This window comes from Methylobacterium goesingense (assembly GCF_022179225.1).
Lineage (GTDB): Bacteria > Pseudomonadota > Alphaproteobacteria > Rhizobiales > Beijerinckiaceae > Methylobacterium > Methylobacterium goesingense.
In genome coordinates, this window is the sequence record NZ_BPQL01000080.1 from 1 (window position 1) to 23,963 (window position 23,963).

Here is a 23,963-nt window from a genome sequence, read left to right on the forward strand (position 1 = left end):
CGGGCAGCGGGCTCTCGGGCGCGGCGACCGCACCCGAGAGCCCGCTGCCCGCCGAGATCAAGACCAGCATCGCCGAACTCTCCACCTTCATCTTCAAGCGGATGATCGACACGCTGATCGAGCCGAGCGCCGAGAAGCTCACGGCCCTCATCAGCATCAACCAGAACATCGCCGCCGGCCTGCGCCAGTAGGCCGGGCGCGGCGCCGTTCCGGCTCGCCGAACGAGCCCCCCCGGGATAAGCCCGCCGCTCTCGCGCGTGGCGGGTGTCTCCGTGATTGCTCAGGGCATTGAAGCCGCGGGCGCGCTCAGCCGCTCGGTCAGGCTCTGCTCGTACTGGATGAGGTCCCGGCAGCACTTGAGCGCCCGGTAGCGCTCCCCGTCCGCGAGCAGGTCGTGGATGTCGCGCAGGTAGGGTGCCATGCTGGGCGCGGCTTCCATCAGGGCGTTGGCCTGACGCACGAACAGGTCCTCCGCCTCCACGGTCGGCTCCGCGAGGTAGAGCACCGTCAGGGTGAGGTAGAGCCGCTTGCAGGCCGTATCGGCTTCACTCTCAGAGATGATGTCGCTGCCGCGCAGGAAGTTCGTCATCGTCTCGATGACGAAGCTCGACCGGCGCGGCCCGTTGCGGATCGCGGCGCCTCCGATGAGCAGGCGTTCCCCCGGCTTGAGTTCGATCTTCAGGGGCATTGCGGATCTCGAAACGCGGTACGGCACTCCGTCTTCGCCGAACAGAGTTAACGGATCGTGAAGCACCCCGGCCGCAGGCGGCTAAGGCCTTGATACCATTCACGGGGCAGCGGGATCTCGCGGCGTCACGGCCCAGCCACGGCGGTCGCGTTGGCCGCAGCCCGCTCGCGGGGCAGGACCGGGACCTGTCCCCGGGGTCGGTGCCGTCCCGCGCGTCAGGCGGTGCGGTCGACGGGATGGGCTGACGGCCGGGCGCGGGCCTCGGCAGCCTCCGCGTAGGCGCGGGTCTTGAGTACGACCGGATCGGGCAGCTGCATCACGACATCGCCCGACCCGGGATCTACCTCCTGGTAGACGACCGCTTCGGTGTCGCGATCGATCCGGATGCGGGGCTCGAGCGCGACGACGACGGGGCTGCGGGAATCATCGGCGCGTTCGGATGTCGGTGCGGTCCCAGTGCGGGGATCGTTCGCCCTCTCACGATCCCGGATATCGACCTGCACGGCCGGCGTCAGGGGTGCGGGTGCCGAGACGGGCCGTACCGGCGGGATGGGGGCGGGCGTCGCGCCGGTGGCGCGGACGGGCGGCGCAGGGCCTAGGCTGGGAATGTACATCGCACGCTCGCGTGGTCGACGGTTGAATTTGTGACCAGACAAGACATGGGACGTGAATCGGATCTTAAGGTTTGGGGCAGGCGCGGCCCATTCTGCGCAACGTTCGGAACGAACCATCAAAAGAAAGGATCGTTTTTTAACGATTGCGCTTCGTCGAAATCTCCACCCCCTGGGAAAGACCGGCGATGCACGTCAGATGTCGATGGCCGGCGCGCCGCGTCCGACCCCGTGAGGATCGAAGGCCACGCTCTTGATGACGGCAAAGACCGGCGTGCCGGGCACGAGGCCGAGTTCCTCGGCGGCGGCGCGGGTCAGGCGGGCGGCCAGCACCGCGCCGTTGCAGTCGACCTCCACCAGCATCGTACCTTCGGCGAGGGGAGCGAGGCCGCGCACCCGCCCGGCGAGGCGGTTGCGGGCGCTCAGGCCCACCGGCGCTTCGAGGGCGAGGAGCACGTCCCGCGCCGGCACGTGGACCCGCACGGCAGTGCCGGGGGCCAGCGCGATGCGGGGCACCAGGAGTTGCCCGGCTCGGCCGGAAAGCCGGGTCAGGTCCGCGGACGGGGCTTCGGCCTCCACCACCATGTCGAGGAGCGCGCCGGCCTCCGCTGCATGGAACGCTCCGAGATCGCCCCGGCGCAGGATCGCCTCGGCGGGTCCGGCGGCGGCGACCCGGCCCTCCTCCAGCACCACGATGGTGTCGGCGAGGCGCGCCACCTCGGAGACCGCGTGACTGACATACACGATGGGGATGCCGGCCGCGTCGCGCAGGCGCTCGATCAGAGGCAGGATCTCGGCCTTGCGCTCGGCATCGAGGGCGGCGAGGGGCTCGTCCATGAGAAGCAGGCGGGGTCGCGACAGCAGCGCCCGGCCGATCGCCACCCGCTGACCCTCGCCGCCCGAGAGGCCGGCGGGGCGCCGGTCGAGGAGATGGCCGATGCCCAGGAGCGCGATCACCGCCTCCGGCTCCAGCCCGGCGGCGTCCCCGCGTCCCCGGGCGAACCAGCGCCCATAGGCGAGGTTCTGTCGCACCGAGAGGTGGGGCATCAGCCGCGCTTCCTGGAACACCGTGCCGATGCGGCGGCGATGGGCGGGCACGTGCAGGCCGCGCTCCGTGTCGAGCAGGGTCTCGTCGCCGAGGGCGATCCGCCCCCGGTCCGGCCGCGCGAGCCCCGCCATGCAGGCGATGACCGTGGACTTGCCGGAGCCCGAGCGCCCGAACAGGGCGGTGAGGCCGCCGGGGGCAGCGAAGCGCACGTCGAGATGGAACGCGCCGCGCACAAGGGCGAGGTCGACGGTGATCGCCATGCCTCAGCCCGCGCCGAGCCGGCGCCCGAGGCGCCGGGCGAGGAGTTCCGAGACGAGCAACGCGGCCATCGAGAGCGCCACCGAGACCAGGGTGAGGCGCAGGGCGCCTGCCTCGCCGCCCGGCACCTGGGTCAGGGTGTAGATCGCGGAGGGGAGGGTCTGGGTCTCGCCGGGGATGTTCGACACGAAGGTGATGGTCGCGCCGAACTCACCCATCGCCTTGGCGAAGGCCAGGACGGCGCCCGCGAGCACACCCGGCAACGCCAGCGGCAGGGTCACAGTGAGAAAGACCGCGAGCGGTCCGGCGCCCAGCGTGGCGGCGGCCTGCTCCAGGCGGGCATCCACCGCCTCCAGGGAGAGGCGCATCGCCCGCACCATCAGGGGGAAGCCCATCACCGCACAGGCGAGTGCAGCGCCGGTCCAGCGGAAGGATAACACGATGCCGAGTTCGGCCAGTGCCGCACCGAAGGTTCCGCGCCGGCCGAAGGCGAGGAGCAGAAGGTAACCCGTCACCACCGGCGGAAGGATAAGCGGCAGATGCACGAGCCCGTCCAGGAGCGAGCGGCCGGGAAAGCGCTTTCGCGCCAGGAGCCAGGCGACTGCGAGACCCGGGACGAGGCTCGCCAGCGTCGCCACACCGGCCACGCGCAGGCTGAGGACGATGGCCGTCCACTCGTCCGGGGTCAGGCCGAGGGGGCTCATGCCCGCGAAGGTCAGGTCCGGTTCTCGGCGCCGATCACCGTGAAACCCTGGCGCTCGAAGAACACCCGGGCGGTGGGGCTGCGCAGATAGGCCAGCAGCGCTGCCGCGTCGGGGTTGGTCGAGTCCCGGGTCAGCGCAACCGGGTAGATCACCGGCGGATGGCTGTCGGCCGGGAAGGTGGCGAGCACGCGGACGCTCGGGTCGGAGACCGCGTCGGTGGCGTAGACGATGCCGAGCGGCACCTCGCCCCGCGCCACCAGGAGGAGCGCGGCGCGCACGTTCTCGGCCTGCGCAACCCGGCCCTTCACGCCCTCCCAGGCGCCGAGATGCTCGAGGGCCGCCTTGCCGTACTTGCCGGCCGGCACCGCCTCGACGTTGCCCATGGCGATGCGCCCGTCGCCCAGGGCCTTGGAGAGGTCGAGGCTGGGCTTGAGATCGACGGCCAGGGACGAATCCTTGGGGGCGATCAGCACGAGGGCGTTGCGCAAGAGGTTCGAGCGGGTGCCGGGCTTCAAGCCGTCCTTGCCCGCCACGTAATCCATCCAGGCGAGGTCGGCGGAGACGAACAGGTCGGCCGGCGCACCGGCCTCGATCTGCTTGGCCAGCGCGCTGGAAGCCGCGTAGGAGATCCGGGCGGTCTTGCCCGTCTCCTTCGTCCAAGCGGCGCTCGCCTCGTCGAGGGCGTTCTTCAGGCTGGCGGCCGCGAACACCACCACGGGCGATTCGGCCTGCGCCGGCGCGATGCCCCGGGCGAGCCCGAGGCCGGCCACCACGCCCAGAACCGCGCCGAGCAACATCCGTCTCGTCTGATTCATCGCCCTGCTCTTACATTTTCTGCCGGAGCGCCCGCCATAGCACGGATCGGCGCCGATGCGATCAGGCCCCGCGCTCTTCGTCGTCGAGGGGCGGACGCTCGGAGCGGTGCAGGCGGCTGAGAAGGACGAGCATCGGCCCCGGCATCGGTCCCGTCAGGGTGTCGGCATCCGAAAAGATCCCGCGCTCGCGCGCGAGGCGCCGGCGGGCCTTGGACTTTCCTGCGAGGACGACCGGCGTTCGACCGCCGGTTCTTCTGATTTTCATACGCACAACGCACGCTCCGACATCGAAATGAGGCGGGAGAAGCCACCACAAACGCGGCTCCCGCCATTCCGTTCCGGTCAAGCTAGAGCGCAGCGTGGCGGCGGGAGGTCGCGGATGCGTGGTGGCGGCAGGGTCGCGCGGATGATAGAGCCCCGACCATGCTCGAAGGCCTGCCTCCCCACCGCCCGACCCATGTGCTGCGCCTCCTCACAGACGAGGGCTCGGCACGCGCGATGACCGACCTCCTCGGCGAGATGTTCGACCCGACCCAGACGGCGGTGGCCGCCTTCGAGGCGGAGGACGGCCGGACCTGGCGGCTCGAAGCCTATTTCGCGGACGCGCCCGATGAGGACATGATCCGCGACCTGATCCGCCCCGTGGTCGGCGCGCAGGCGGACGTCGCCACCTTCGAGACCATCGACCAGCAGGATTGGGTGCGCGCCTCGCTGGAGGGATTGAAGCCGGTGCGGGCGGGCCGTTTCCTCGTCCACGGCAGCCACGACCGCGACACGGTCCGGGCCAACGACCTCGCCATCGAGATCGAGGCCGCGCTCGCCTTCGGCACCGGCCATCACGGCACCACGCTCGGCTGCCTCCGGGCCTTCGCGAACATCCTCAAGCAGGGGCGTCCGGCCCACGTGCTCGACGTCGGCACCGGCACCGGCATCCTCGCCTTCGCGGCGGCCAAATACCTGCACACCTCGGTCGTCGCCGGCGACCTCGACCCGGAGGCGGTGACCACCGCCATCGGCAATGCCCGCCTCAACGGCCTCGGCCCGGTGCTCCGGCTCTACCAGGGGCCGGGCGTGCGCCACTCCCTGGCCGACCGGCCGCGCCGCTTCGACGTGGTCTTCGCCAACATTCTGGCGCGGCCCCTGAAGGGGCTGGCCCCGTCGCTGACGGCGGTCGTCGCCGATCACGGCGTGCTGATCCTCTCCGGCCTCATCGAGCGCGACGTTCCGGGCGTGCTCTCCACCTACCGGCATCGCGGCTTCCACCTCGCCCGGCACGGGCTGATCGAGGGCTGGGCCACGCTGGTGCTGAAGCGCGGCGGCGCGGCGGCGCGCCCGCGCCGGGCGCGGTTGCGGCCCTTCTGAGCCCGGCGTAACGCTTGAGCGCCATGACCCGCGCCCGCTTCCAGACCTTCGACGATCCGAGCCACCGCCAGGGGGCCGCCCGCATCCGGGCCCTGCGCGACGCCCTGGCACAGGCCGGGCTCGACGGTTTCGTGGTGCCCCGCGCCGACGAGCACCAGTCCGAGTACGTGCCGCCCCAGGCCGAGCGCCTCGCCTGGCTCACGGGCTTCACCGGCTCGGCCGGCACCGCCGTGATCCTGGCCGAGAAGGCCGCCCTCGTGGTCGACGGGCGCTACACTCTTCAGGCTCCGGCCCAGGTCGACACTGCCGTCATCACCCCGGTGCCGCTCGCCGAGACCAGCGTGGCGGCCTGGATCGGCGCCCACATCAAGCCCGGGCAGGTCCTGGCCTACGATCCCTGGCTGCACACCCCCGACAGCGTGGCGCGCCTGGAGCGCGCGGTGGCCAAGGCCGGCGCGCGCCTGCAGGCGGTGGATCGCAACCCCGTCGACGCGGTCTGGACCGACCGGCCGGAGCCGCCGGCGGGGGCCGTCGTCGCCCATCCGCCGGACCTGGCCGGCGAGTCCACCGGGGACAAGCTCGGCCGCATCCGGGCGGCGTTGGCCGAGGCGGACGATGCAGCCCTGGTGATCTCCGATCCGCACAACCTCGCCTGGGCGTTCAACCTGCGCGGCGGCGACGTGGCCCATACGCCCCTGGCGCTCGGCTACGCGCTGGTGCCGCGCACGGGCCGCACCGCCCTCTACCTGACCTCACCGAACCTGAGCCCGGAGTTGCGCGAAGCCCTGGCGCCCCTGGCCGATCTGCATCCGCGCGCCGCCTTCGCGGACGGCCTCGCGGCCCAGGCGGCGAACGCCGCGCGCCTGCGCCTCGACGCCGCCACGGCCGCCTTCGCCCTCAAGCAGCACGTCGAGGCGGCCGGCGGCGTCGCCGATCTCGGCCCCGATCCGATCACCGCCATGAAGGCGGTCAAGAACCCGGCCGAGATCGCCGGCACCCGTGCCGCCCATTTTCGCGATGGCGTCGCGGTCACTCGCTTCCTCGCCTGGCTCGATGCCCAGGGCGAGACGCTGACCGAGATCGCCGCCGTGGAGGCCCTGGAGGATTTTCGCGCCGAGGGCGGCCTGCTGCGCGACGTCTCCTTCCCGACGATCTCGGGCAGCGGCGCCAACGGCGCCATCGTCCACTACCGGGTCAGCCGGGAGACCGACCGGCAGATCCGGCCCGGCGAGCTGTTCCTCGTGGATTCCGGGGCGCAATACGCCGACGGTACCACCGACATCACCCGCACGGTGGCGATCGGCACGCCCTCCGAGGCGATGCGCGATCATTTCACCCGCGTGCTCCGGGGGCATATCGGCATCGCCCGAGCGGTGTTCCCCAAGGGGACCACGGGGGCTCAGATCGATGCTTTCGCCCGCCTGCCGCTCTGGGAGGCCGGGCTCGACTTCGACCACGGCACCGGCCACGGCGTCGGGTCCTTCCTGTCGGTGCACGAGGGGCCGCAGCGCATCGCCAAGACCGGGACGGTCGCCCTCGAGCCGGGCATGATCCTCTCGAACGAGCCGGGCTACTACAAGCCCGGCGCCTACGGCATCCGGCTGGAGAACCTCGTCGTCGTCGAGCCCCGCGAAGTGCCCGGCGGCGAGCGCCCGATGCTCGGGTTCGAGACCCTGACCCTCGCTCCCTTCGACCGCCGCCTGATCCGGCCCGACCTCCTGAGCCCGGAGGAGATGGCCTGGATCGACGCCTACCATGCCCGCGTCCGGGAGGCCCTGGGGCCGGACCTCGACCCGGCGACGCGGGCCTGGCTCGAAGCGGCGACCCGGCCGATGGTGGCGACGGTCTGACCCGGCCCGGCCGGAGCGCCGGGTGTTCCTCGCGACCATCCTGGGGCATCCGGAGAAGCGCAAAGGCGGGGAGGCGAGATCTCGCGGCTTCGGGGCTTTGCGCTCCCTCGGAACGGACGTAACCTGCGCGCTTCCAGCACCGAACGGGACTCGATGATCCGGCTACTCGCCCTGGCGCTCGCGCTCTTCGGCCTCTCTCTCCCCACAGCCTCCGCGCAGGGCTTCAAGGTGCCGGCCGACCTCGTCAAGGCGAGCCTCGTCGGGGAGCCCTCCGCGATCCGGCCCGGCGAGCCCTTCACGGTCGCCATCCGCATGGTGATGCGACCGCACTGGCACGTCTACTGGCGCAATCCCGGCGATTCCGGCCTCGCCCCGGAGGTCGCCTGGACGCTGCCGGCCGGGTTCTCGGCGGGGGCGATCCAGTGGCCGGTCCCGAGCCGCATCCCCGTCGCGCACCTGATGAATTTCGGCTACGAGGGCGAAGCCGTTCTGCTCGCGGAGATGACCCCGCCGGCCACGCTGGCACCCGGTAAGGCGGTGACGCTCCAGGCCAAGCTGACCTACCTCGTCTGCGAGCGCGAATGCGTGCCGGGCTCGGCCGACCTGCGCTTGACGCTGCCGGTGGCGCAGGGCGGCAGCAGCACGGGGGTCGTACCCGGATCGATGATGCTGTTCGAGGCGGCCCGCGCGGCCCTGCCGGTGCCCGCCCCCTGGCCGGTGCGCTACGGCGCCGAGAACGGGCGCCTGCAGGTGCATCTCGCCGTGCCCCCGGGGCTCGCGGCGTCCTCCGTCGCCTACTTCCCCTATGCGGAGACCGCCATCGAGAACGCCGCGGCCCAGGAGGCGCGCAGCGACGCGGACGGCCTGCACATCGATCTCGCCCGCGGCGACAGCACCGAGGCGGCGCCCGCGACCCTGCCGGGGGTGCTCACCTTCGAGGAGGCGACGCCGGACGGCCCCGTGCGCCGCGCCTACGCCATCGGAGAGGCCCCGGGCGCGGCCGTCGCCGCCACCGCTTCCGCCGCCCCGTCGGCCCCGGTAGTGGTTCAGGCCCCGGACGAGAGCCTGACCCTGTGGAGCGCGGCCGGCCTCGCCTTCCTGGGCGGCCTTCTCCTCAACCTGATGCCCTGCGTTTTCCCGGTCCTGTCGATCAAGGTGCTCAGCCTCGTGTCGCATTCCGGCGAACCGGCGGGGCGCGTCCGGCTGCACGGGCTTGCCTATACGGCCGGCGTGCTCGCGTCCTTCCTGGCGCTCGCGAGCCTGCTCATCGCCCTGAAGGGCGCGGGCGCCGGAATTGGCTGGGGCTTCCAGCTGCAATCGCCCCTGGTGGTGGCGGGCCTCGCCTACCTCCTGTTCGCCATGGGCCTCAGCCTGTCGGGCGTCGTGCATCTCGGCGCCGGTATCGCGGGCCTCGGCGACGGCCTGACCCGGCGGGCGGGCCTGGAGGGCTCGTTCTTCACCGGGGTGCTCGCCACCGTGGTGGCCACCCCCTGCACCGCCCCCTTCATGGGTTCTGCGGTGGGCTTCGCCCTGACGCAGGAGGCCGGCGTGAGCCTCGCCGTCTTCGCGAGCCTCGGCCTCGGCCTCGCCCTGCCCTTCCTCGCGCTGACGATCTGGCCGGCGGCCCTGCGGCGGCTGCCCCGGCCCGGGGCCTGGATGGACACCCTGAAGGGGGCCCTCGCCTTCCCGATCTACGCCACCGTGGCCTGGCTGGTCTGGGTGCTGTCGCAGCAGGTCGGCTCGGCCGGGCTGCTCGCCGCCCTGGTGGGCCTCGTGCTGGTCGGCCTCGCCGCCTGGGCCTGGGAGCGCGGGCACGGCGCCGGCCCGTCCGGCACCTGGATCGCGCGCGGCACCGCCGTGGCGGCGCTGGCCGCCCTCGCGGTCCTCACCCTCGGCCTCGACCGGGACCGGGCCGGGGCCGCGCAGGCCGATGCCGGCGCCTTCACCCAGGCGCGCCTCGACGGGCTCCTGGCGCAGGGCAAGCCGGTCTTCGTGAACATGACCGCGGCGTGGTGCATCACCTGTCAGGTCAACGAGCGCGCGGCCCTGCGCTCCGAGACGGTCCAGGACGGCCTGAAGGCCCGGGGCATCACCTATCTCAAGGGCGACTGGACCAACCAGAACCCCGAGATCACCCGCCTGCTGGAGCGCCATGGCCGCAGCGGCGTGCCGCTCTACCTCCTCTATGCCGGTTCCGGCGAGCCCGCGGTCCTGCCCCAGATCCTGACCCCCAGCCTGGTGATGGAGGCCCTGCAGGCGGTACCCCTGGCGGCCACGGACCGAAGCGCCGCCCTGACCCCGGAGCGATAGCCGATGCCCCAGACCCGCCGCCGCCTCCTCGCTGCGAGCCTCGCGGCGATCCTGGCCTTCCCCGCCCTGGCCGCCGGCCCGCAGGTGGGCAAGCCCGCGCCCGCCTTCAGCGCCCAGGATTCCGACGGCCGCACGGTCCGGCTCTCGGATTATGCCGGCAAGACGGTCGTCCTCGAATGGACCAACCACGACTGCCCCTTCGTGATGAAGCATTACGGCGCCCACGCCATGCAGGCGTTGCAGAAGAAATGGACCGGCCAGGGCGTGGTCTGGCTCAGCGTGATCTCTTCGGCGCCGGGCGAGCAGGGCGCCGTCGACGGAGCGGAGGCCAACCGCCTGACGAAGACCCGGGACGCCGCGCCCAGCGCCGTACTCCTCGATCCCACCGGGACCATCGGCCGGGCCTACGACGCGAAGACGACCCCGCACATGTTTGTCATCACCCCGGACGGCACCCTCGCTTACCAGGGCGGCATCGACGACAAGCCCTCGGCCGATCCCGCCGACCTCAAGACGGCCCGAAACCACGTCGAGGCGGCCCTGACCGAGCTCGCCGCCGGGAAGCCCGTCACGGTGCGGACGGCCAAGCCCTATGGCTGCACGGTCAAGTACGCCTCGTAATCCTTGCGCTTGACGCGGAAATCGCGCTGCCGCAGCACGGCGGGATGAGCACCGATGCCGCGCCGCGCTGGACCGTCTTCCGCAACGGGGACTTCCGCCTCTTCGGATCGGCCCGGTTCCTCACCGGCCTCGCCTTCCAGATGCAGGCGGTGGCGGTGGGGTGGTTCGTCTACGATATCACCCGCTCGGCCCTCGCCCTTGGCCTCGTGGGCCTGGCGAGCTTCCTGCCCGCCATGCTCTCGGCCCTGGTGACGGGCCACGTCGCCGACACCTACGACCGGCGCCTCGTCGCAGCCCTGGCCTACGCGACCCTGGCACTGGCCGATCTCGGCCTGCTGGTGGCCGCCTACCTCGGCACCACGACCCTGTGGCCGATCTATCTGCTCGTGGTCGTGATCGGCACCGGCCGCGCCTTCGCCAACCCGGCCCTGCAGGCCCTGCTGCCGACCCTGGTGCCCCGGACCCTGTTCGGGCCGGCCATCGCCTGGAACGCCTCGCTCTGGCAAAGTGCCTCGATCCTCGGCCCGGCCACCGGTGGCTTCCTCTACGCCCTCGGGCCGGCGGTGGTCTTCGGCGCGGCCGCCGCGAGCTTCGCGCTCGCCAGCGCCCTCATCCTGGCGATCCGCTTTCGCCCCGCCCCCGTCACCGAGCGCCCGCCCGTGACCTGGGAGACCCTCTCGGCCGGGCTGACCTACATCCGCACGCATCCCGTGGTGCTGGGCGCGATCAGCCTCGATCTCGTGGCGGTGCTGCTGGGCGGCGCCACCGCGCTCCTGCCGATCTTCGCGGCCGAGGTGCTGCATGTCGGCCCCCTCGGCCTCGGCGTCCTGCGCAGCATGCCGGCGGCCGGGGCTGTGCTCACCGCGATCGCGCTGGCCTACTGGCCGCTGCAACGCCATGCCGGCCTGCGCATGCTCCAGGCCGTGGGCCTCTTCGGCCTCGCCACGGTGGGCTTCGGTCTCTCGACCTCCCTGCCCCTGTCCATGGCCTGCCTGTTCGTCACGGGTGCGGCCGACATGATCAGCGTGTTCGTGCGCCAGACCTTCGTCCAGGGCGAGACGCCGGATGCGATGCGCGGCCGGGTCTCGGCGGTGAACTCGGTCTTCATCGGCGCTTCGAACGAGCTCGGCGAGTTCGAATCCGGCACCCTCGCGGCCCTGATCGGCGCCGTCCCGGCGGTGGTGGCCGGCGGCCTCGCCACCCTGCTGGTCGCGGCCCTGTGGGGCCGGGTGTTTCCCGCGCTGCGGGCACGGGACCGGCTCGTGCCGGCGGAGTGAGGCGCGGGATAATCCCTCTCGCGGCAGGTGCGTGGTCCGCGAGGGATAAAACGTTCCGCAGCAAGGACTTGGTCAGGTTCGCAACGTCCCGTCTCCGACGCATTGCTCCGACAAGGCCAAGCTTTTGTGCATGACAGCCGCCTGCACGCAGAGGTAGAAATACCGCGGGAGGATGCGATGGCCGACATCAAGGTGGTTGCGGGGAACTGCGGCAAGGGCCGGGGCACGTATCAGGCCGGGGTTCTGACCAGCCCGGACGGTGTCGAGCGCTCGGTCGAGAGCATTCTGACCGTGGAGGCCCACGGAGACGTTGCGGGCGCCCGGAACTGGGGCGGGCAGGTTCTCGAAGGCCTGAAGGGAAGCCTTGCCCTTGCCTCGAACATCGACCTGAGCGGAACGGCGCTGCTCGCCGCGACCGCCCTGACGTCGGTCTCGGCCGAGGAATCGCAACCTCAGACGCTGCTGGAGATCACGTTCCAGGCGGGAGATCTGTTGATCGCCCTGGCCGACCCGCGGCTCCCGGCGCTGATCAGCAACGATCGGGAGGTGCTGCGACGGGGGTTCGCGCGGGCCGCACAACGCGTGTCCCAGCCGGTCGACGGGACGGGACACGCGGATTCGTCCCTGACGACGACAGCGAGCGATGCGGCCCAGGCGGCCGTCGGCGCCGTTCAGGCCGTGACCGGTGCCGCCGGCGCATCGCTGAGTTCGGCTTTCAGCTTCGTTCGCCGAACCACTGGCTACGAGCGCGGCTGAGGCTGCCGCCGCGCTCGGCGGTTTCTACTTCCCCGACAGCAGCGGCGACCAGGTCGGGTCCGAAGCGTAGGACGGGGTCGGCACCGGCTGCTCCACCTTGCCGGTGATGTCGACCATGTAGAGCTTGCCGCCGCCCTGGCCGCCCGGATCGCGGAAGAACAGCACGTACTGGCCGTTCGGCGCGAAGGTCGGCCCCTCGTTGTGGAAGCCTTCCGTGAGGACGCGCTCGCCCGAGCCGTCCGGCTTCATCACGCAGATGGCAAAGCCGCCCTTGCGCTGGCGGGTGAAGGCGATGAGGTCGCCGCGCGGCGACCAGGCCGGCTGCGAGGCCGAGCCCTCGCCGAAGGAGATGCGGGTCGGCGTCGAGCCCGACGCGCTCATGACGTAGATCTGCTGCGAGCCGCCGCGATCCGATTCGAACACGATCTGGCTGCCGTCCGGCGAGAAGGTCGGCGAGGTGTCGATGGCGTTGCCGTTGGTGATCGGCGTCTGCGCCTTCGAGGCCAGATCCATGATGACGATGTCGGCGTTGCCGCCCTGCTGCACGCTCATCACGAGGCGGCGGCCATCGGGCGAGAAGCGCGGGCTGGTGCTCATCGAGTCGGACTTGCCCAGCGCCTGGCGCCCGCCGGTCTCGAGGTTGATGACCTGGATGCGCGGCTGCTGGCCGGTGGTCTGGGTCATGAAGGCGATGTCCTGGGTCGCCGGCGAGTAGCGCGGCGCGACCACGGCGTTCTCGCCGTTCGTGAGCGCACGCACGTTGGCGCCGTCCTGGTCCATCACCATCAGGCGCTTGCGCCGGTTCTCCTTGGAGCCGGACTCGTCCACGAAGGCGATGCGGCTGTCGAACCAGGGGCCGAGGCCGGTGATCTTGGTGTAGACCGCGTCCGAGATGAGGTGGCCGGTGCGGCGCGCATTGGCCGGATCGGTGCCGTATTGCTGGCCCGTCATCTGCTGGCCCGAGGTCACGTCCCAGAGGCGGAACTCGACCTTGAGCTTGCCCGAGGCGTCGCGCGCGACGCGGCCGGTGATCAGGGCCTGCACGCCGGCCGCCTTCCACTTGTCGAAGCCCGGCACCGCATCGAAGCCCGGCGCCTCGGGGAACTTCGCCTTCTCCACGGGGGTGAAGTAGCCCGAGCGGCGCAGGTTGTTCGTGACCACGCTGGAGACGAGGAGCCCGAGGCTCGGATCGCCGGAGAAATCCGTGACCGCGATCGGCATCGGCTGGAACGACCCGCCGCCGATGCGCAGGTTCAGCTGCGCCGTGGCCGGGGTGAGGCCGAGCAGGACGAGGGCCAGGAGCGCGAGGAGCGACGTCAGGCCCTTCGAGGTCCGGCCCTTGGAAGTCAGGCCCTTGGAAGTCCGGCCCTTGGAAAGACTGGGGTGCATGATCGATTCCGTGGTCGTGGGCATGCGGGTCGTGGGCATGCGAGGATCGAGGGTGGATTCGGAAGAAGGGGAGCCCCGCGCCGTGCGCGGTCGACGCCGCGTGGGGATACACGCACCGTCCCGACGGGACCGCAGCCTTCAGACCCGCGAGAACTCGAACTCCGCGTTGATGGCTTTCCAGTCGTTGTAGTACGGCGCGTACTGGGCCGGGATCTTGTAGGGCGCGCAGCGGCGCACCGCGCGCTGGGCCGCCTCGGCGATGGAACGGTCGACCGCGTTGGCGCCACCGCGCATGATGCGCGGCTCGGTGGTCAGCGTCCCGTCCGGGTTCAGGCGGATGTCGAGCATCGGCAGAACCACCCCTTGCGTCGCACCCGGGGGAGCGACGTAGCAGCGCTCGATCTGCTGCTGGAGCATGCCCACAAGGGCGTCGCGCAGGGACGGCGACAGGCGCTGGGCAGTGCCGGTGGCCGCACCCAGGGAGGCGGTGCGCTGGACCTCGCGCCCGGTGGCGCCGGTGGATTGTGACGGCGCCTTCGAGGCGAGCAGCGAGCGGATGTCGCCCGCGCTGAACTTGTCGGCAATCTCGGCCTGCTTCTTGGCCTTGGCCTCCGCGTCGGCCTTCGCCTTGGCATCGGCCATCGCCTTGGCCTTCGCCTTGGCGGCCGCGTCAGCCTTGGCCTTGGCGGCAGCCTCGGCCCGGGCCTTCGCCTCGGCATCCGCTTCGGCCTTGGCCTCGGCGACGGCTTTCGCCTTGGCTTCGGCCTCCTTCTCCGCCTTGGCCTCCGCGTCGGCCTTGGCCTTGGCTTCGGCCTTCGCCTTGCGAGCCGCCTCCGCCCGGGCCTCCGCCTTGGCCGCTTCAGCCTTGGCCGCTTCAGCTTTGGCGGCGGCCTCGGCCTTAGCCTCCGCCTCGGCTTCCTGCTTCTCGATGAGTTCGGCGAGTTGCTCGCGCTTGACCGCCTCGGCCTTCGCCTTGGCGGCAGCGGCCGCCTTGGCTTCAGCGGCGGCAGCCTTGGCTTCCGCGGCAGCAGCGGCCTTGGCCTCGGCCGCAGCGGCGGCCTTGGCTTCCGCGGCTGCGGCTGCCTTTTGGGCCTTCTCGGCCGCCTCGGCCTTGGCTTTCTCCGCCGCTTCCGCTTTGGCGGCCTCGGCCTTGGCTTCCTGGGGGTCGGGCTCGCTGGAGCGCAGGGGCATCTCTTCGGCGCTCGCCACCTTCATGTCGGCGGGGCGCTTCGGGGGCGCCGGAGCGTCGACCTTGGCGTTCTCGGGCTCGCGCTCCTCGAACTTCTCAGCGACGCGGTCGGCGCGCGGCTTGGCGTTGGGCTGCGGCGCGTCGGCGTTGCGCTCGCCCTTCGTCAACTCCGAATATTGCTGCTCGGTCATCACCTCGACGGGCACGCCCTCCTGCGCGTCGGGCAGGGCCGGCGCCGCCACCGACAGCAGCGCGACGGTCAGCAGGCCCACATGCGTCGCCGCCGAGACCCAGACACCCGGTTCACTGCGCTTGAAGGGAATTCGCACCACCGGCGCCCGCTACTTCTGGTCGGGCTCGGTGACCAGGGCGACCTTCTTGAAGCCGCCACCGGTCACGATCGCCATCACCTGCGCGACCCGGCCGTAATCGACCCGCTTGTCGCCGCGCACGAAGACGCGCTCCTCGAACCCGGATTTCGAGGCCTCGGTGAGCTTGGGCACGATGCCGTCGTCGGACAGTTCGCTCTCGCCGAGGAAGACCTGGCCCGACTGGCGGATCGACAGGGTCACGGGCTTGGTGTCGGAATTGAGCGGGCTCGCCTTGGATTGCGGCAGGTCGAGAGGCACGCCCACCGTCATCATCGGCGCCGCGACCATGAAGACGATCAGCAGCACGAGCACGACGTCGATGAACGGCGTCATGTTGATCTCGTTGATGGCCGCGTGCCGGCGTCCCCGCCGACGCCGTCCGCCACCACCCTGCGCTGCTCCGTGGGCCATGCCCATGATCGTTCCTCGGGTGTGGGAATGGGGTCAGGCGACGAGCGAGAGGCGCTCGTCGATCTGCCGCGAGAGGATGGCGGAGAACTCGTCGGCGAAGCCCTCGAGGCGCGACTGGTTCTTGGCCACCGTCGATTGCAGCTTGTTGTAGGCGAGCACGGCGGGAATGGCGGCGAACAACCCGATGGCGGTGGCGAACAGTGCCTCGGCGATGCCCGGGGCCACCACGGCCAGCGATGTATTCTTGGAGGCCGCGATCGAGGTGAAGGCGGTCATGATGCCCCAGACCGTGCCGAACAGGCCGATGTAGGGACCGGCCGAACCGATGGAGGCGAGAAAGAGCAGACGCGATTCGAGGCGCTCGACCTCGCGCTGGATCGTCACGTCCAGCACCTTGTCGATGCGCTGGGACAGGCTCTGGATCTGGCGGCCGGAGCCCTCGAAGGAGCGCTTCCACTCGCGCATCGCGGCCACGAACAGGGCGCCCTGCCCCACCGGCTGCCGGTCGTTGAATGAGCGGTAGAGCTCCTCCAGCGAGCGGCCGGACCAGAACGCCTCCTCGAAGGCGTCCATCTCGGCCTTGGTGCGGCGGAACAGCAGGGTCTTGTCGACGATGATCGACCAGCACCAGATCGAGGCGCCGATCAGCCCGAGCATCACGACCTTGACGACGAAGTGGGCCTGCAGGAACAGCCCGAGCAGCGTCATGTCGGGGGCCGGCATCGCCTGCATGGCATCGGCTGGGTTCATCACAGCATCCTTGCAAAAACCCAGGGCGGGGCCGCTGCCGGACCAGGGGTCCGGCCGTCGCGTTTCAACCGGAACCTTGAGGTATTTCAAAGCTCAGTGGCTTGCGAATCTGTCGAAAGTAAGGGCCGGGCCGTCCCGAGGTTGCGGTGCGACATGCCTTTGCGTGAGACAGTTTAAGCACCCGTCAGGGTTAAGGATTGGTTGAGGGAGCGGGCCCGGATGCACGACCGAAAGCGGCGCGAAGGCCGTCGGGCAGGCGGATCGCGCGGCCGTCGCGCACGCAGGCCACCACCACCTCGGCCTTGACCAGGCGCTCGCCCCCGCGTCGGACCTCCTGCGCGAGGTGCATGGAGGCCCCCTTCATCTCGGCGGTCCAGGTGAGCACGTCGAGGAGGTCGTCCATCCGGGCCGGCTTGGCGTAGTCGATCACCATCCGGCGCACGACGAAATGCAGTCCGGCGGCGTCCCGGTGCAGATCCGACTGGTCGCCCGCCAGGGTCCGCAGCAATTCCGTGCGCCCGCGCTCCATGAAGCGCAGGTAGCTCGCGTGATAGACGAAGCCAGAAAAGTCGGTGTCCTCGTAATAGACCCGGACCGGCATGGTGTGGATGCCGGACGATGCGGTTTCGCTCACGGCGAGTCTCCCTGTGGGGCGGATGGCGGCGGCGCGCGACGATCTTCCGACGCGGGGCCGAAGCGGGCCCGGCCCGATCCACGACGCCGCTTAGGTGGAGGCCGCCCCCGAAACCTCAACCAGCACGATTTCCGGCGTGACGCCGAGGCGGACCGGGGCGATGCTCACCCCGAGGCCGCCGAAGACGACTGCGATGCCGCGTTACCTTGAGCGAGATCGGGCCGTTGCCCACGGCTTAGGCGCCGGCTCCGAGCAGGAGGACGCTCCCGAGCCCCTGCGCCAGGCGTCGCCGCGTGATCCGGCCCGTTCGGCCGGCGGCGGGGTCGGGCGGCTCGCTCATGCCTCCGGATCGTCCTGGCCGCCGAACAGGCCGAACTGGCCGCCCCCCTCGCGGCGCGGTTCGGGAAAGCCCATGTGCCGGAAGGCGTGCGGGGTCAGCATGCGCCCGCGCGGGGTGCGCTGGACGAAGCCCTTCTGGATCAGGAACGGCTCGATGATGTCCTCGATGGCGTCGCGGGGCTCCGAGAGCGCCGCCGCGATGGTCTCGATCCCCACGGGGCCGCCGTTGAAGGATTTGGCGATCATCGTGAGGTACTTGCGGTCCATCACGTCGAGGCCGGCGGGGTCGACGTCGAGGAGTTGCAGGGCCCGGTCGGCGATGGCGCGGGTCACGGTGGGGGCATCGGCCACGATGGCGAAGTCGCGCACCCGGCGCAGCAGGCGTCCGGCGATGCGGGGCGTGCCCCGTGCCCGCTTGGCGATCTCGTTGGCGCCCTCCGGCGACATGCCGAGGCCAAGCACCCGAGCGCCCCGGCTGACGATGAGTTCGAGCTCGTCGACGTCGTAGAATTCCAGGCGGATCGGGATGCCGAAGCGGTCGCGCAAGGGGGTGGTGAGGAGCCCGGCGCGGGTGGTGGCGCCGACGAGGGTGAATTTCGGCAGCTCGATCTTCACCGAGCGGGCGGCCGGCCCTTCGCCGATGATGAGGTCAAGCTGGTAATCCTCCATCGCCGGATAGAGGATCTCCTCCACTGCCGGGTTGAGGCGGTGGATCTCGTCGATGAAGAGCACGTCGCGCTCTTCCAGGTTCGTGAGTTGGGCCGCGAGGTCGCCGGCCTTGGCGATGACCGGGCCGGAGGTGGAGCGGAAGTTCACCCCGAGCTCCCGCGCCACGATCTGCGCCAGGGTGGTTTTGCCGAGGCCGGGCGGGCCGACGAACAGCACGTGGTCGAGGGCCGAGCCGGTCTTCTTGGCCGACTCGATGAAGATGCTCATGTTGGCGCGCGCCGCCCGCTGACCGATGAACTCGGACAGGTTGAGGGGGCGGATCGACTGCTCCAGATCGTCCTCGCGCTTCTCCGGGGTGAGGAGCGATTCGGGCAGCGGATGCAGGGTCGGCGATTTCGGCGCCGTCGCCTTGGAGGCGGGTCTCGGAGGTTTGCTCACACGGATTCTCGGTGGGGGCCGGGGCCCGCGTCCATCATCTGTTCTCGCGGCCGATGTCGCATAACGGCGCCGTTCGCGCTACTTTCCGATCGCGGTACGGGGTCCATGCGGGCGGCCGGCCGCTGAAGCGCGGGGACCTCGCCGTGGGCGGTGCATCGCACGAATTCGACTGGATGGCTCTCGACGATTTCGAGGAGTTGCTGGCCGACAAGCCCCGCAACGAGCGCTGGGAACTGATCGGCGGACGCGTCGTCCGGATGATGGTCGGGGCGCGCTAGGAGCACGCGCGAATCGTGCAGAACATCGCCCGTCGCCTTGGCAATCAGTTCGATGCCGCCAACTCATCGTGCCAGGCGTTCAACGAAACGTTTTTCATGAAAAGCCGATCCCTCGACGCGGCGATGCTGCCCGACGTGATCGTGGTCTGCGGCGATATCGAGCCGGGAGCGACGTCGGTCGATACTCCGAGCGTCCTATTCGAGGTTCTCTCACCGGGAACGGAGGCTCGGGATCGGATCAAGAAATGGCAGGTCTACCAGCGTCTTCCGTCCCTTCAGCACTACGTGCTGGTGGCGCGGGACAGGGCCCATCTGGAAGTCTACGATCGCGTGGCGGGTCAATGGGGCGGGTTTAGGGTGCTGGAAGGCCTCGATACCCTGCTCGAACTGCCAGCGATCAGAGTCGTCCTGCCCTTGCGCGAGATCTACCAACGCGTCTTCGAGACCTGAAGCGCCGGGCCCGTAAGCCCGGCGCGGCGACTTTACTCGGCTTCCGGCGCGATCGGCTCCAGGCTGCCGATATGCTTCTGCGCGTAGAGCGGCAGGCCGATCTGCGAGATCAGCTCCAGCTGCGTCTCGAGGAAGTCGATATGGCCTTCCTCGTCCTCGGCCAGATCCTCGAACAGGCGCTTCGACACGCGGTCGTTGATCGAGTCGCAGTACTTGGCCGCTTCGAGGTAGAGCGCGCGCGCCTCGTTTTCGGCGGCGAGATCGCACTCGATGATCTCCTGGACGTTCTGGCCAATCCGCAGGGGATCGAGTTCCTGCAGGTTCGGGAAGCCGTCGAGGAACAGGATCCGATCGACGAAGCGATCGGCATGCTGCATCTCTTCGATGGATTCCTTGCGCCAGAACTTGGCGAGATCGATGTATCCCCAATCGTTGAGCATGCGGAAATGGAGCCAGTACTGGCTGACCGCCGTGAGCTCGCTGCGCAGTCCCCGATTGAGGTACTCGACGACCTTCGCATCACCCTTCATCCGCCCAATCTCCCTTGAGGCACGTTTGGCTGGAGGGGAGCTTCAGCACCCGGAATGGGCACTCAGGCGGCGATCCCCTCCTCCGCAGTCTGGACCTTGACCAAACTACAGGAGCTCGCGCAAGTCGCGGTGCACGCATGCGCGGCCTCGTCGAGGGCGTTTTGCAGGATGCCGCGGATGGTGCGGGCACAGCGCCCGCATTTCGGGCTGCACCCGAGGCAGGCCTGAACCTGGGCCGGCGTGCGAGGACAATCCGGGCCGCGATGCAGGCAAGCGCGCACCGCGCGATCGGACAGGACGTTGCAGGAACAGACGATCATGCGGGACCGTGACGCGTGCGAGGCTCGTGCCGTGGGATGAGGCCGCCAGTTGGGGTTTCCACCCGGCCACTTCGTCGAATCTGAGGCGACGGTGATGGCGAGCCCGAAAGTCGAGCCCACTCATCGGCTTGGACATCACCTTAGAACAATTGAAAACTGCTTTCCTTTCAACAAGTTAGCGTTCCTTGGGCGATCTGGCAACGGGCGCGGGGGTTTCCGGGGCACAATTCTCTCGCGCACGAATCATTCTTGGGCCCTATGACGCCCGTCATTGTTCGGCTCTGTGACGCCCGAGCACCCGGCTCAGCGGGCCAGTTCGCGCAATCCGAGGCGGATCAGCGTCTTGGCCTCCGCTCCCTCGCCGGCGCCCTTGAGGACCGTGGCGATGGCGGCGGACGCCTGCACCGGCGCGTAGCCGAGATTGACCAGGGCCGAGATCGCGTCCGTCACAGGCTGCGGCGCCGTGCGATCCTCGACCGCGCCCGAGAGGGCGATCACCGCCGGGTCGATCGGCGCGTAGGCGGGCGCCTTGTCCTTGAGTTCGGCGACGAGGCGGGCGGCCAGGCGCGGCCCGACGCCCGGCGCGCGGGCGACCGCGGTCCGGTCCCCTATGGCGATGGCGCTGGCGAGCGCGGAGGGTTCGAGGACCGAGAGCAGGCCGAGCGCGACCTTGCTGCCGACACCCTGCACGGTCTGGAGCAGGCGGAACCACTCGCGCTCGGCATCGGAGCGGAAGCCGTACAGGCGGATCATGTCCTCGCGCACATGGGTCTCGATGGCGAGGTCCGCCGCCTCGCCGATGCCGGGCAGGCGCTGGAGGGTGCGGGCCGAGCAGTGGACCACGTAGCCGACGCCCTGCACGTCGAGGATCACGAAATCCTCGCCGTAGGAATCCACCACGCCCTTGAGCTTACCGATCATCGCGCCACCGTCGTTCCCTGCCCGCGGTGCCTGCCTACAAGTCCGTGCGGGCGAGCGCCATGCGCCAGAAGGGGTCGACGTGTCAGGCGTTGCCGGGCAGGCCCCGTCCCGGCGCCTTGAGGCGGCCGAACGTTCGTGGAATCAAGGGTCCGTCTCGTCCCGATCCCACGCCCGAACCCACGGAAGACCGATCCGATGCGCCCCATCGCGCTGCCCCTCTGCCTGGCCCTGATGCTGACCGCCGGGCCCCTCGCCGCTCAAGGGTCCGCGCCGGCACCGGCCAGCCCATCGAGCGACCCGACCCAGGTCCGGCCCGGCGCCTACGTGCTGGATTCTGCGCACGGCAAGATCACCTGGTCGGTGAGCCATCTCGGCTTCTCGACCTATTACGGTCAGATCACCGACGTGAACGCCGAGGCTGTCCTCGATCCGAAGGAGCCAGCAAAGTCGCGCCTCACGGTCACCATCGGCACCGACAGCGTCAACGGCCTCAACGAGCGGCTCAACCAGCACCTGAAGACGCCCGACTTCTTCGACACCGCCAAGTTCCCCAAGGCCACCTTCACGGCCACCAGCATCGAACCGACGAGCCCGACCACCGCCCGGGTCAACGGCGACCTGACCCTCAAGGGCGTGACGAAGCCGGTGGGCTTCGATGCGACCTTCAACCAGGCCGGGATCAACCCGGTGAACAAGGCCTACACGGTCGGCTTCGACGGACGGGCAGTGATCAAGCGCTCGGATTTCGGCATCAACGCCTTCCTGCCCATCCTCGGCGACGAGGTTTCGCTACGGCTCGAGGGCGAGTTCAAGGCGGTGGAATAGGGCTCACGTCTGCGGGCGCAGGCGGCGGTAGGTCTCCGCCAGGAGCGCCGTGACGAGCACGAGCAGGGCCATCTCGATGAGGCTCGACGCGAAGATCCGGAGGGCGAGCACGGGTGCCGGCATGTCGGCCCCGGCGCGCTCCGGCTCGGTGAGCATCCGTCCGAAGAGGCCCAGCGGCATGATGAGGGCGACCAGCATCACGCCGATGCGCGCGGCCGACCCGCGCGTCATCGCCACGACCCCGCGCAGCGTGGCCTCGGGCGCACCGACCGCGAGGGCCGGGGCGAGCATGCTGGTCCAGATCTGAAGGGCGAGGATGCAAGCCCAGGCCGCAAGCCCCAGCATCACCTGCCCCTGGCCGACGCCGCCCGGCGAGAACGAACGGTCGAGCAGGCCCCCGACGAGGAGCCAGAACAGTTCCAGCGCCAGGAAGGCCTGGAACGGCCCGGCCCGCCCGGTCACGATCTCGGGCAGGCTGCCGCCGCCGCCGAGCATCCGCCGGAACATCGCCATCCAGTAGGGCGCGAGCAGGATCGTGCAGGCGAGATCCACGAGGAAGACGTCCTCCTGGAAGCGCGCGGGCTCGGTCGGATCGACGAGCACCGCGCGCAGGGCCATCTTGGCCAGCACGACGAGGCCGGCGAGGGTCGTCGCCGAACCGAGGTCCCGGCAGGCCGGCAACGCCGCCGCCAGGGCGGCGCGCATCGTCTCCGGCATGGACAGTTTCGGACGTGCCCGCTCCCGTGCCATTCCGCCCCGCTCCATCTCGCCGAAAGGTTCGGGCGGACGAACAGCACGGCGGTACGCCCGGAGTCCAGTCGAAAGCCCACCCCGCCGGCGGTGGGTGACGCGGGCCTCAGCCGCGTGCCAGGGCCGCGGCGATCCGGGAGGCCGCGAGGGCGCTCGCGCCGGGCACGGGCGCGTGCTTGATCTTGAGGGCGTGGGTGCCCCGGTGGCTGTTATGGGCCAACGCGATGGCCAGAGCGTCGGCCGCGTCCGCTACCTTGAACGCGGCCTTCGGCAGCAGAAACTTCACCATGGCCTGGACCTGCACCTTCTCGGCGTGCCCCGAGCCCGTCACCGTTTTCTTGATGAGGTTGGCCGAGTACTCGAACACCGGCATCCCGGCGAGCGCCGGCACCAGGAGCGCCACGGCACGGGCGTGGCCGAGCTTCAGGGTCGCCTGCGCGTCCTTGTTGACGAAGGTCTCCTCCACCGAGACCTCGTCGGGCCGGAACGCCTCGACGATGCGGGTGACGCCCTCGTAGAGCTCGCGCAGGCGCAGCGCCAGCGGCAGGTCCCCATCCGAGGTGACGACACCGCAATCGACATAAGCCACCTTCGTGCCCGTGGCGGTGATCACGCCCCAGCCGGTCCGGCGAAGACCAGGGTCGATGCCGAGGATGCGCACGGGAAGGGTCATGAATCGGACGGCTCCGGGCGCGGACGCCGCGCCGATCTGAGCGTTAGGGACATACCGTGAACGGGACGTTATGCCAATCCGGGTTTCGGCGGTCGTCGGATCACGGGATCGAAGCACCGGCCGGGATGCCTTCCTAAAACATAGATGTCCTGTCCGCCGATATCACGTAAGCTTTTTCTCTATTGTCGGCCCTCTTACACCATCCATTCAATTTGCCTATATTCCGAAAAAACACGTATGATTGGCCACCCCAAACCCACTAATACTAAGATAAGACCGAATTTTGCGATGAATCGAGGATAGTCCTACCGATTCGACGACCATGCGGGGCGCTGTAAACCCATCTTAAAGTATCATCCCGTATGGACACAGGACAGTTTCGGAACGGATCGCCGTCCTCGTGCTCGACGTCGCGTCATCTCCTCCTCTGATCCGCCTCCTCAGTGGTTTCGCGGTGCTCGCGACCCTGGTTCTGCCGATTGCCGTGACGGCGCTTCCGGCGTCGCAAACCCTGGCGGTGATCGTTTCCCCCGGCCAGGACGCAGCGGAAATCGTGGCCCGGTCGGGCGGCACCATCCTGCGTCAGGGTGGGTGGAGCAACGTCCTCGTGGTTCGAGCCGAATCGTCCGATCTCGTCGCCCGCCTCTATGCCTCCGGCGCTTGGCTGGTCATCGACGCGCGGTTCGCGACGGCCTGTGCGCCTTCTTCCCAATCCTGAGTTCCACG

27 protein-coding genes are annotated in these 23,963 nt (G+C 70.0%); 10 read left to right on the forward strand and 17 right to left on the reverse strand.

Annotated features, from left to right (window positions below; translation table 11 throughout):
- Positions 1-191 (forward strand): flagellar biosynthesis regulator FlaF (locus MFF30_RS14855; RefSeq protein ID WP_238280168.1); only part of this gene is annotated, 191 nt, incomplete at its 5' end.
- Between the two features lie 89 nt (positions 192-280).
- Here MFF30_RS14855 and MFF30_RS14860 read toward each other — a convergent pair.
- The 6 genes from MFF30_RS14860 to MFF30_RS14885 form a co-directional block, all read right to left on the reverse strand.
- Entirely contained in the window at positions 281-688 is a 408-nt protein-coding gene (locus MFF30_RS14860; RefSeq protein WP_238280169.1) for a flagellar biosynthesis repressor FlbT, read from the reverse strand.
- A gap of 215 nt (positions 689-903) precedes the next feature.
- Positions 904-1,191 (reverse strand): hypothetical protein, encoded by a 288-nt coding sequence (locus tag MFF30_RS14865; protein ID WP_238280170.1) that lies wholly within the window; start codon positions 1,189-1,191, stop codon positions 904-906.
- 303 nt (positions 1,192-1,494) lie between these two features.
- Positions 1,495-2,607, reverse strand: coding sequence for a molybdenum ABC transporter ATP-binding protein (gene modC / locus MFF30_RS14870; RefSeq protein ID WP_238280171.1), 1,113 nt, complete (start codon positions 2,605-2,607; stop codon positions 1,495-1,497).
- A 3-nt stretch (positions 2,608-2,610) separates the two neighbouring features.
- On the reverse strand, positions 2,611-3,309 hold the full coding sequence (modB, locus tag MFF30_RS14875; RefSeq protein WP_238280172.1) for a molybdate ABC transporter permease subunit: 699 nt from the start codon (positions 3,307-3,309) through the stop codon (positions 2,611-2,613).
- An 11-nt stretch (positions 3,310-3,320) separates the two neighbouring features.
- Complete coding sequence (gene modA, locus MFF30_RS14880) at positions 3,321-4,124, reverse strand: molybdate ABC transporter substrate-binding protein (RefSeq protein WP_373320909.1); 804 nt, start codon at positions 4,122-4,124, stop codon at positions 3,321-3,323.
- A gap of 61 nt (positions 4,125-4,185) precedes the next feature.
- Positions 4,186-4,389, reverse strand: coding sequence for a hypothetical protein (locus MFF30_RS14885; protein ID WP_238280173.1), 204 nt, complete (start codon positions 4,387-4,389; stop codon positions 4,186-4,188).
- Between the two features lie 158 nt (positions 4,390-4,547).
- Between MFF30_RS14885 and MFF30_RS14890 the strand changes: the two genes are divergently transcribed.
- The 6 genes from MFF30_RS14890 (at position 4,548) to MFF30_RS14915 (ending at position 12,300) form a co-directional block, all read left to right on the forward strand.
- A complete protein-coding gene (locus tag MFF30_RS14890) occupies positions 4,548-5,486 on the forward strand; it encodes a 50S ribosomal protein L11 methyltransferase (protein WP_238280174.1) in 939 nt (312 codons plus the stop codon).
- 23 nt (positions 5,487-5,509) lie between these two features.
- A complete protein-coding gene (locus MFF30_RS14895; RefSeq protein ID WP_238280230.1) occupies positions 5,510-7,336 on the forward strand; it encodes an aminopeptidase P family protein in 1,827 nt (608 codons plus the stop codon).
- Between the two features lie 153 nt (positions 7,337-7,489).
- The gene (locus tag MFF30_RS14900; protein WP_238280175.1) at positions 7,490-9,646 is read left to right on the forward strand and encodes a protein-disulfide reductase DsbD family protein; all 2,157 of its coding nucleotides are present in this window, start codon (positions 7,490-7,492) and stop codon (positions 9,644-9,646) included.
- Between the two features lie 3 nt (positions 9,647-9,649).
- Positions 9,650-10,267, forward strand: a complete 618-nt coding sequence (locus MFF30_RS14905; protein ID WP_238280176.1) for a redoxin domain-containing protein — start codon at positions 9,650-9,652, stop codon at positions 10,265-10,267.
- A gap of 44 nt (positions 10,268-10,311) precedes the next feature.
- Complete coding sequence (locus MFF30_RS14910; protein ID WP_238280177.1) at positions 10,312-11,544, forward strand: MFS transporter; 1,233 nt, start codon at positions 10,312-10,314, stop codon at positions 11,542-11,544.
- Between the two features lie 177 nt (positions 11,545-11,721).
- Complete coding sequence (locus MFF30_RS14915) at positions 11,722-12,300, forward strand: hypothetical protein (protein WP_238280178.1); 579 nt, start codon at positions 11,722-11,724, stop codon at positions 12,298-12,300.
- A 24-nt stretch (positions 12,301-12,324) separates the two neighbouring features.
- Here the strand turns inward: MFF30_RS14915 and tolB are convergent, their stop codons facing one another.
- The 6 genes from tolB to ruvB all read right to left on the reverse strand — a co-directional run bounded on the left by tolB (position 12,325) and on the right by ruvB (position 18,436).
- Positions 12,325-13,689, reverse strand: a complete 1,365-nt coding sequence (tolB, locus tag MFF30_RS14920) for a Tol-Pal system beta propeller repeat protein TolB (protein WP_373320912.1) — start codon at positions 13,687-13,689, stop codon at positions 12,325-12,327.
- A gap of 138 nt (positions 13,690-13,827) precedes the next feature.
- On the reverse strand, positions 13,828-15,207 hold the full coding sequence (tolA, locus tag MFF30_RS14925) for a cell envelope integrity protein TolA (RefSeq protein WP_238280180.1): 1,380 nt from the start codon (positions 15,205-15,207) through the stop codon (positions 13,828-13,830).
- A 12-nt stretch (positions 15,208-15,219) separates the two neighbouring features.
- Positions 15,220-15,666, reverse strand: coding sequence for an ExbD/TolR family protein (locus MFF30_RS14930; RefSeq protein ID WP_238280181.1), 447 nt, complete (start codon positions 15,664-15,666; stop codon positions 15,220-15,222).
- 27 nt (positions 15,667-15,693) lie between these two features.
- Complete coding sequence (gene tolQ / locus MFF30_RS14935) at positions 15,694-16,410, reverse strand: protein TolQ (RefSeq protein ID WP_056465906.1); 717 nt, start codon at positions 16,408-16,410, stop codon at positions 15,694-15,696.
- Between the two features lie 190 nt (positions 16,411-16,600).
- On the reverse strand, positions 16,601-17,011 hold the full coding sequence (ybgC, locus tag MFF30_RS14940; RefSeq protein WP_238280231.1) for a tol-pal system-associated acyl-CoA thioesterase: 411 nt from the start codon (positions 17,009-17,011) through the stop codon (positions 16,601-16,603).
- Between the two features lie 369 nt (positions 17,012-17,380).
- The gene (gene ruvB / locus MFF30_RS14945; RefSeq protein ID WP_283205904.1) at positions 17,381-18,436 is read right to left on the reverse strand and encodes a Holliday junction branch migration DNA helicase RuvB; all 1,056 of its coding nucleotides are present in this window, start codon (positions 18,434-18,436) and stop codon (positions 17,381-17,383) included.
- A 344-nt stretch (positions 18,437-18,780) separates the two neighbouring features.
- Between ruvB and MFF30_RS14950 the strand changes: the two genes are divergently transcribed.
- Positions 18,781-19,218, forward strand: coding sequence for a Uma2 family endonuclease (locus tag MFF30_RS14950; RefSeq protein ID WP_306424582.1), 438 nt, complete (start codon positions 18,781-18,783; stop codon positions 19,216-19,218).
- 32 nt (positions 19,219-19,250) lie between these two features.
- Here MFF30_RS14950 and bfr read toward each other — a convergent pair whose 3' ends face one another.
- The 3 genes from bfr to ruvA form a co-directional block, all read right to left on the reverse strand.
- Positions 19,251-19,748 (reverse strand): bacterioferritin, encoded by a 498-nt coding sequence (gene bfr / locus MFF30_RS14955; RefSeq protein WP_238280184.1) that lies wholly within the window; start codon positions 19,746-19,748, stop codon positions 19,251-19,253.
- Between the two features lie 62 nt (positions 19,749-19,810).
- Positions 19,811-20,068 (reverse strand): (2Fe-2S)-binding protein, encoded by a 258-nt coding sequence (locus MFF30_RS14960; RefSeq protein ID WP_082507666.1) that lies wholly within the window; start codon positions 20,066-20,068, stop codon positions 19,811-19,813.
- Positions 20,069-20,371: 303 nt separating this feature from the next.
- Complete coding sequence (gene ruvA, locus MFF30_RS14965) at positions 20,372-20,989, reverse strand: Holliday junction branch migration protein RuvA (protein ID WP_238280185.1); 618 nt, start codon at positions 20,987-20,989, stop codon at positions 20,372-20,374.
- Between the two features lie 195 nt (positions 20,990-21,184).
- Here ruvA and MFF30_RS14970 point away from each other — a divergent pair, with 195 nt between their 5' ends.
- Positions 21,185-21,814, forward strand: coding sequence for a YceI family protein (locus tag MFF30_RS14970; protein ID WP_373320910.1), 630 nt, complete (start codon positions 21,185-21,187; stop codon positions 21,812-21,814).
- Between the two features lie 3 nt (positions 21,815-21,817).
- Here the strand turns inward: MFF30_RS14970 and MFF30_RS14975 are convergent, their stop codons facing one another.
- Both MFF30_RS14975 and ruvC read right to left on the reverse strand, forming a co-directional pair.
- Positions 21,818-22,531 carry a hypothetical protein gene (locus tag MFF30_RS14975; RefSeq protein WP_238280186.1) on the reverse strand — a complete coding sequence of 238 codons (714 nt, stop codon included), beginning with the start codon at positions 22,529-22,531 and terminating at the stop codon, positions 21,818-21,820.
- Between the two features lie 139 nt (positions 22,532-22,670).
- Positions 22,671-23,237, reverse strand: a complete 567-nt coding sequence (gene ruvC, locus MFF30_RS14980) for a crossover junction endodeoxyribonuclease RuvC (RefSeq protein ID WP_238280187.1) — start codon at positions 23,235-23,237, stop codon at positions 22,671-22,673.
- Positions 23,238-23,637: 400 nt separating this feature from the next.
- On the opposite strand from ruvC, the gene MFF30_RS14985 reads away from it, so the two are divergent.
- Positions 23,638-23,955, forward strand: a complete 318-nt coding sequence (locus tag MFF30_RS14985; RefSeq protein ID WP_238280188.1) for a hypothetical protein — start codon at positions 23,638-23,640, stop codon at positions 23,953-23,955.
- The last annotated feature ends 8 nt before the right edge of the window (positions 23,956-23,963 follow it).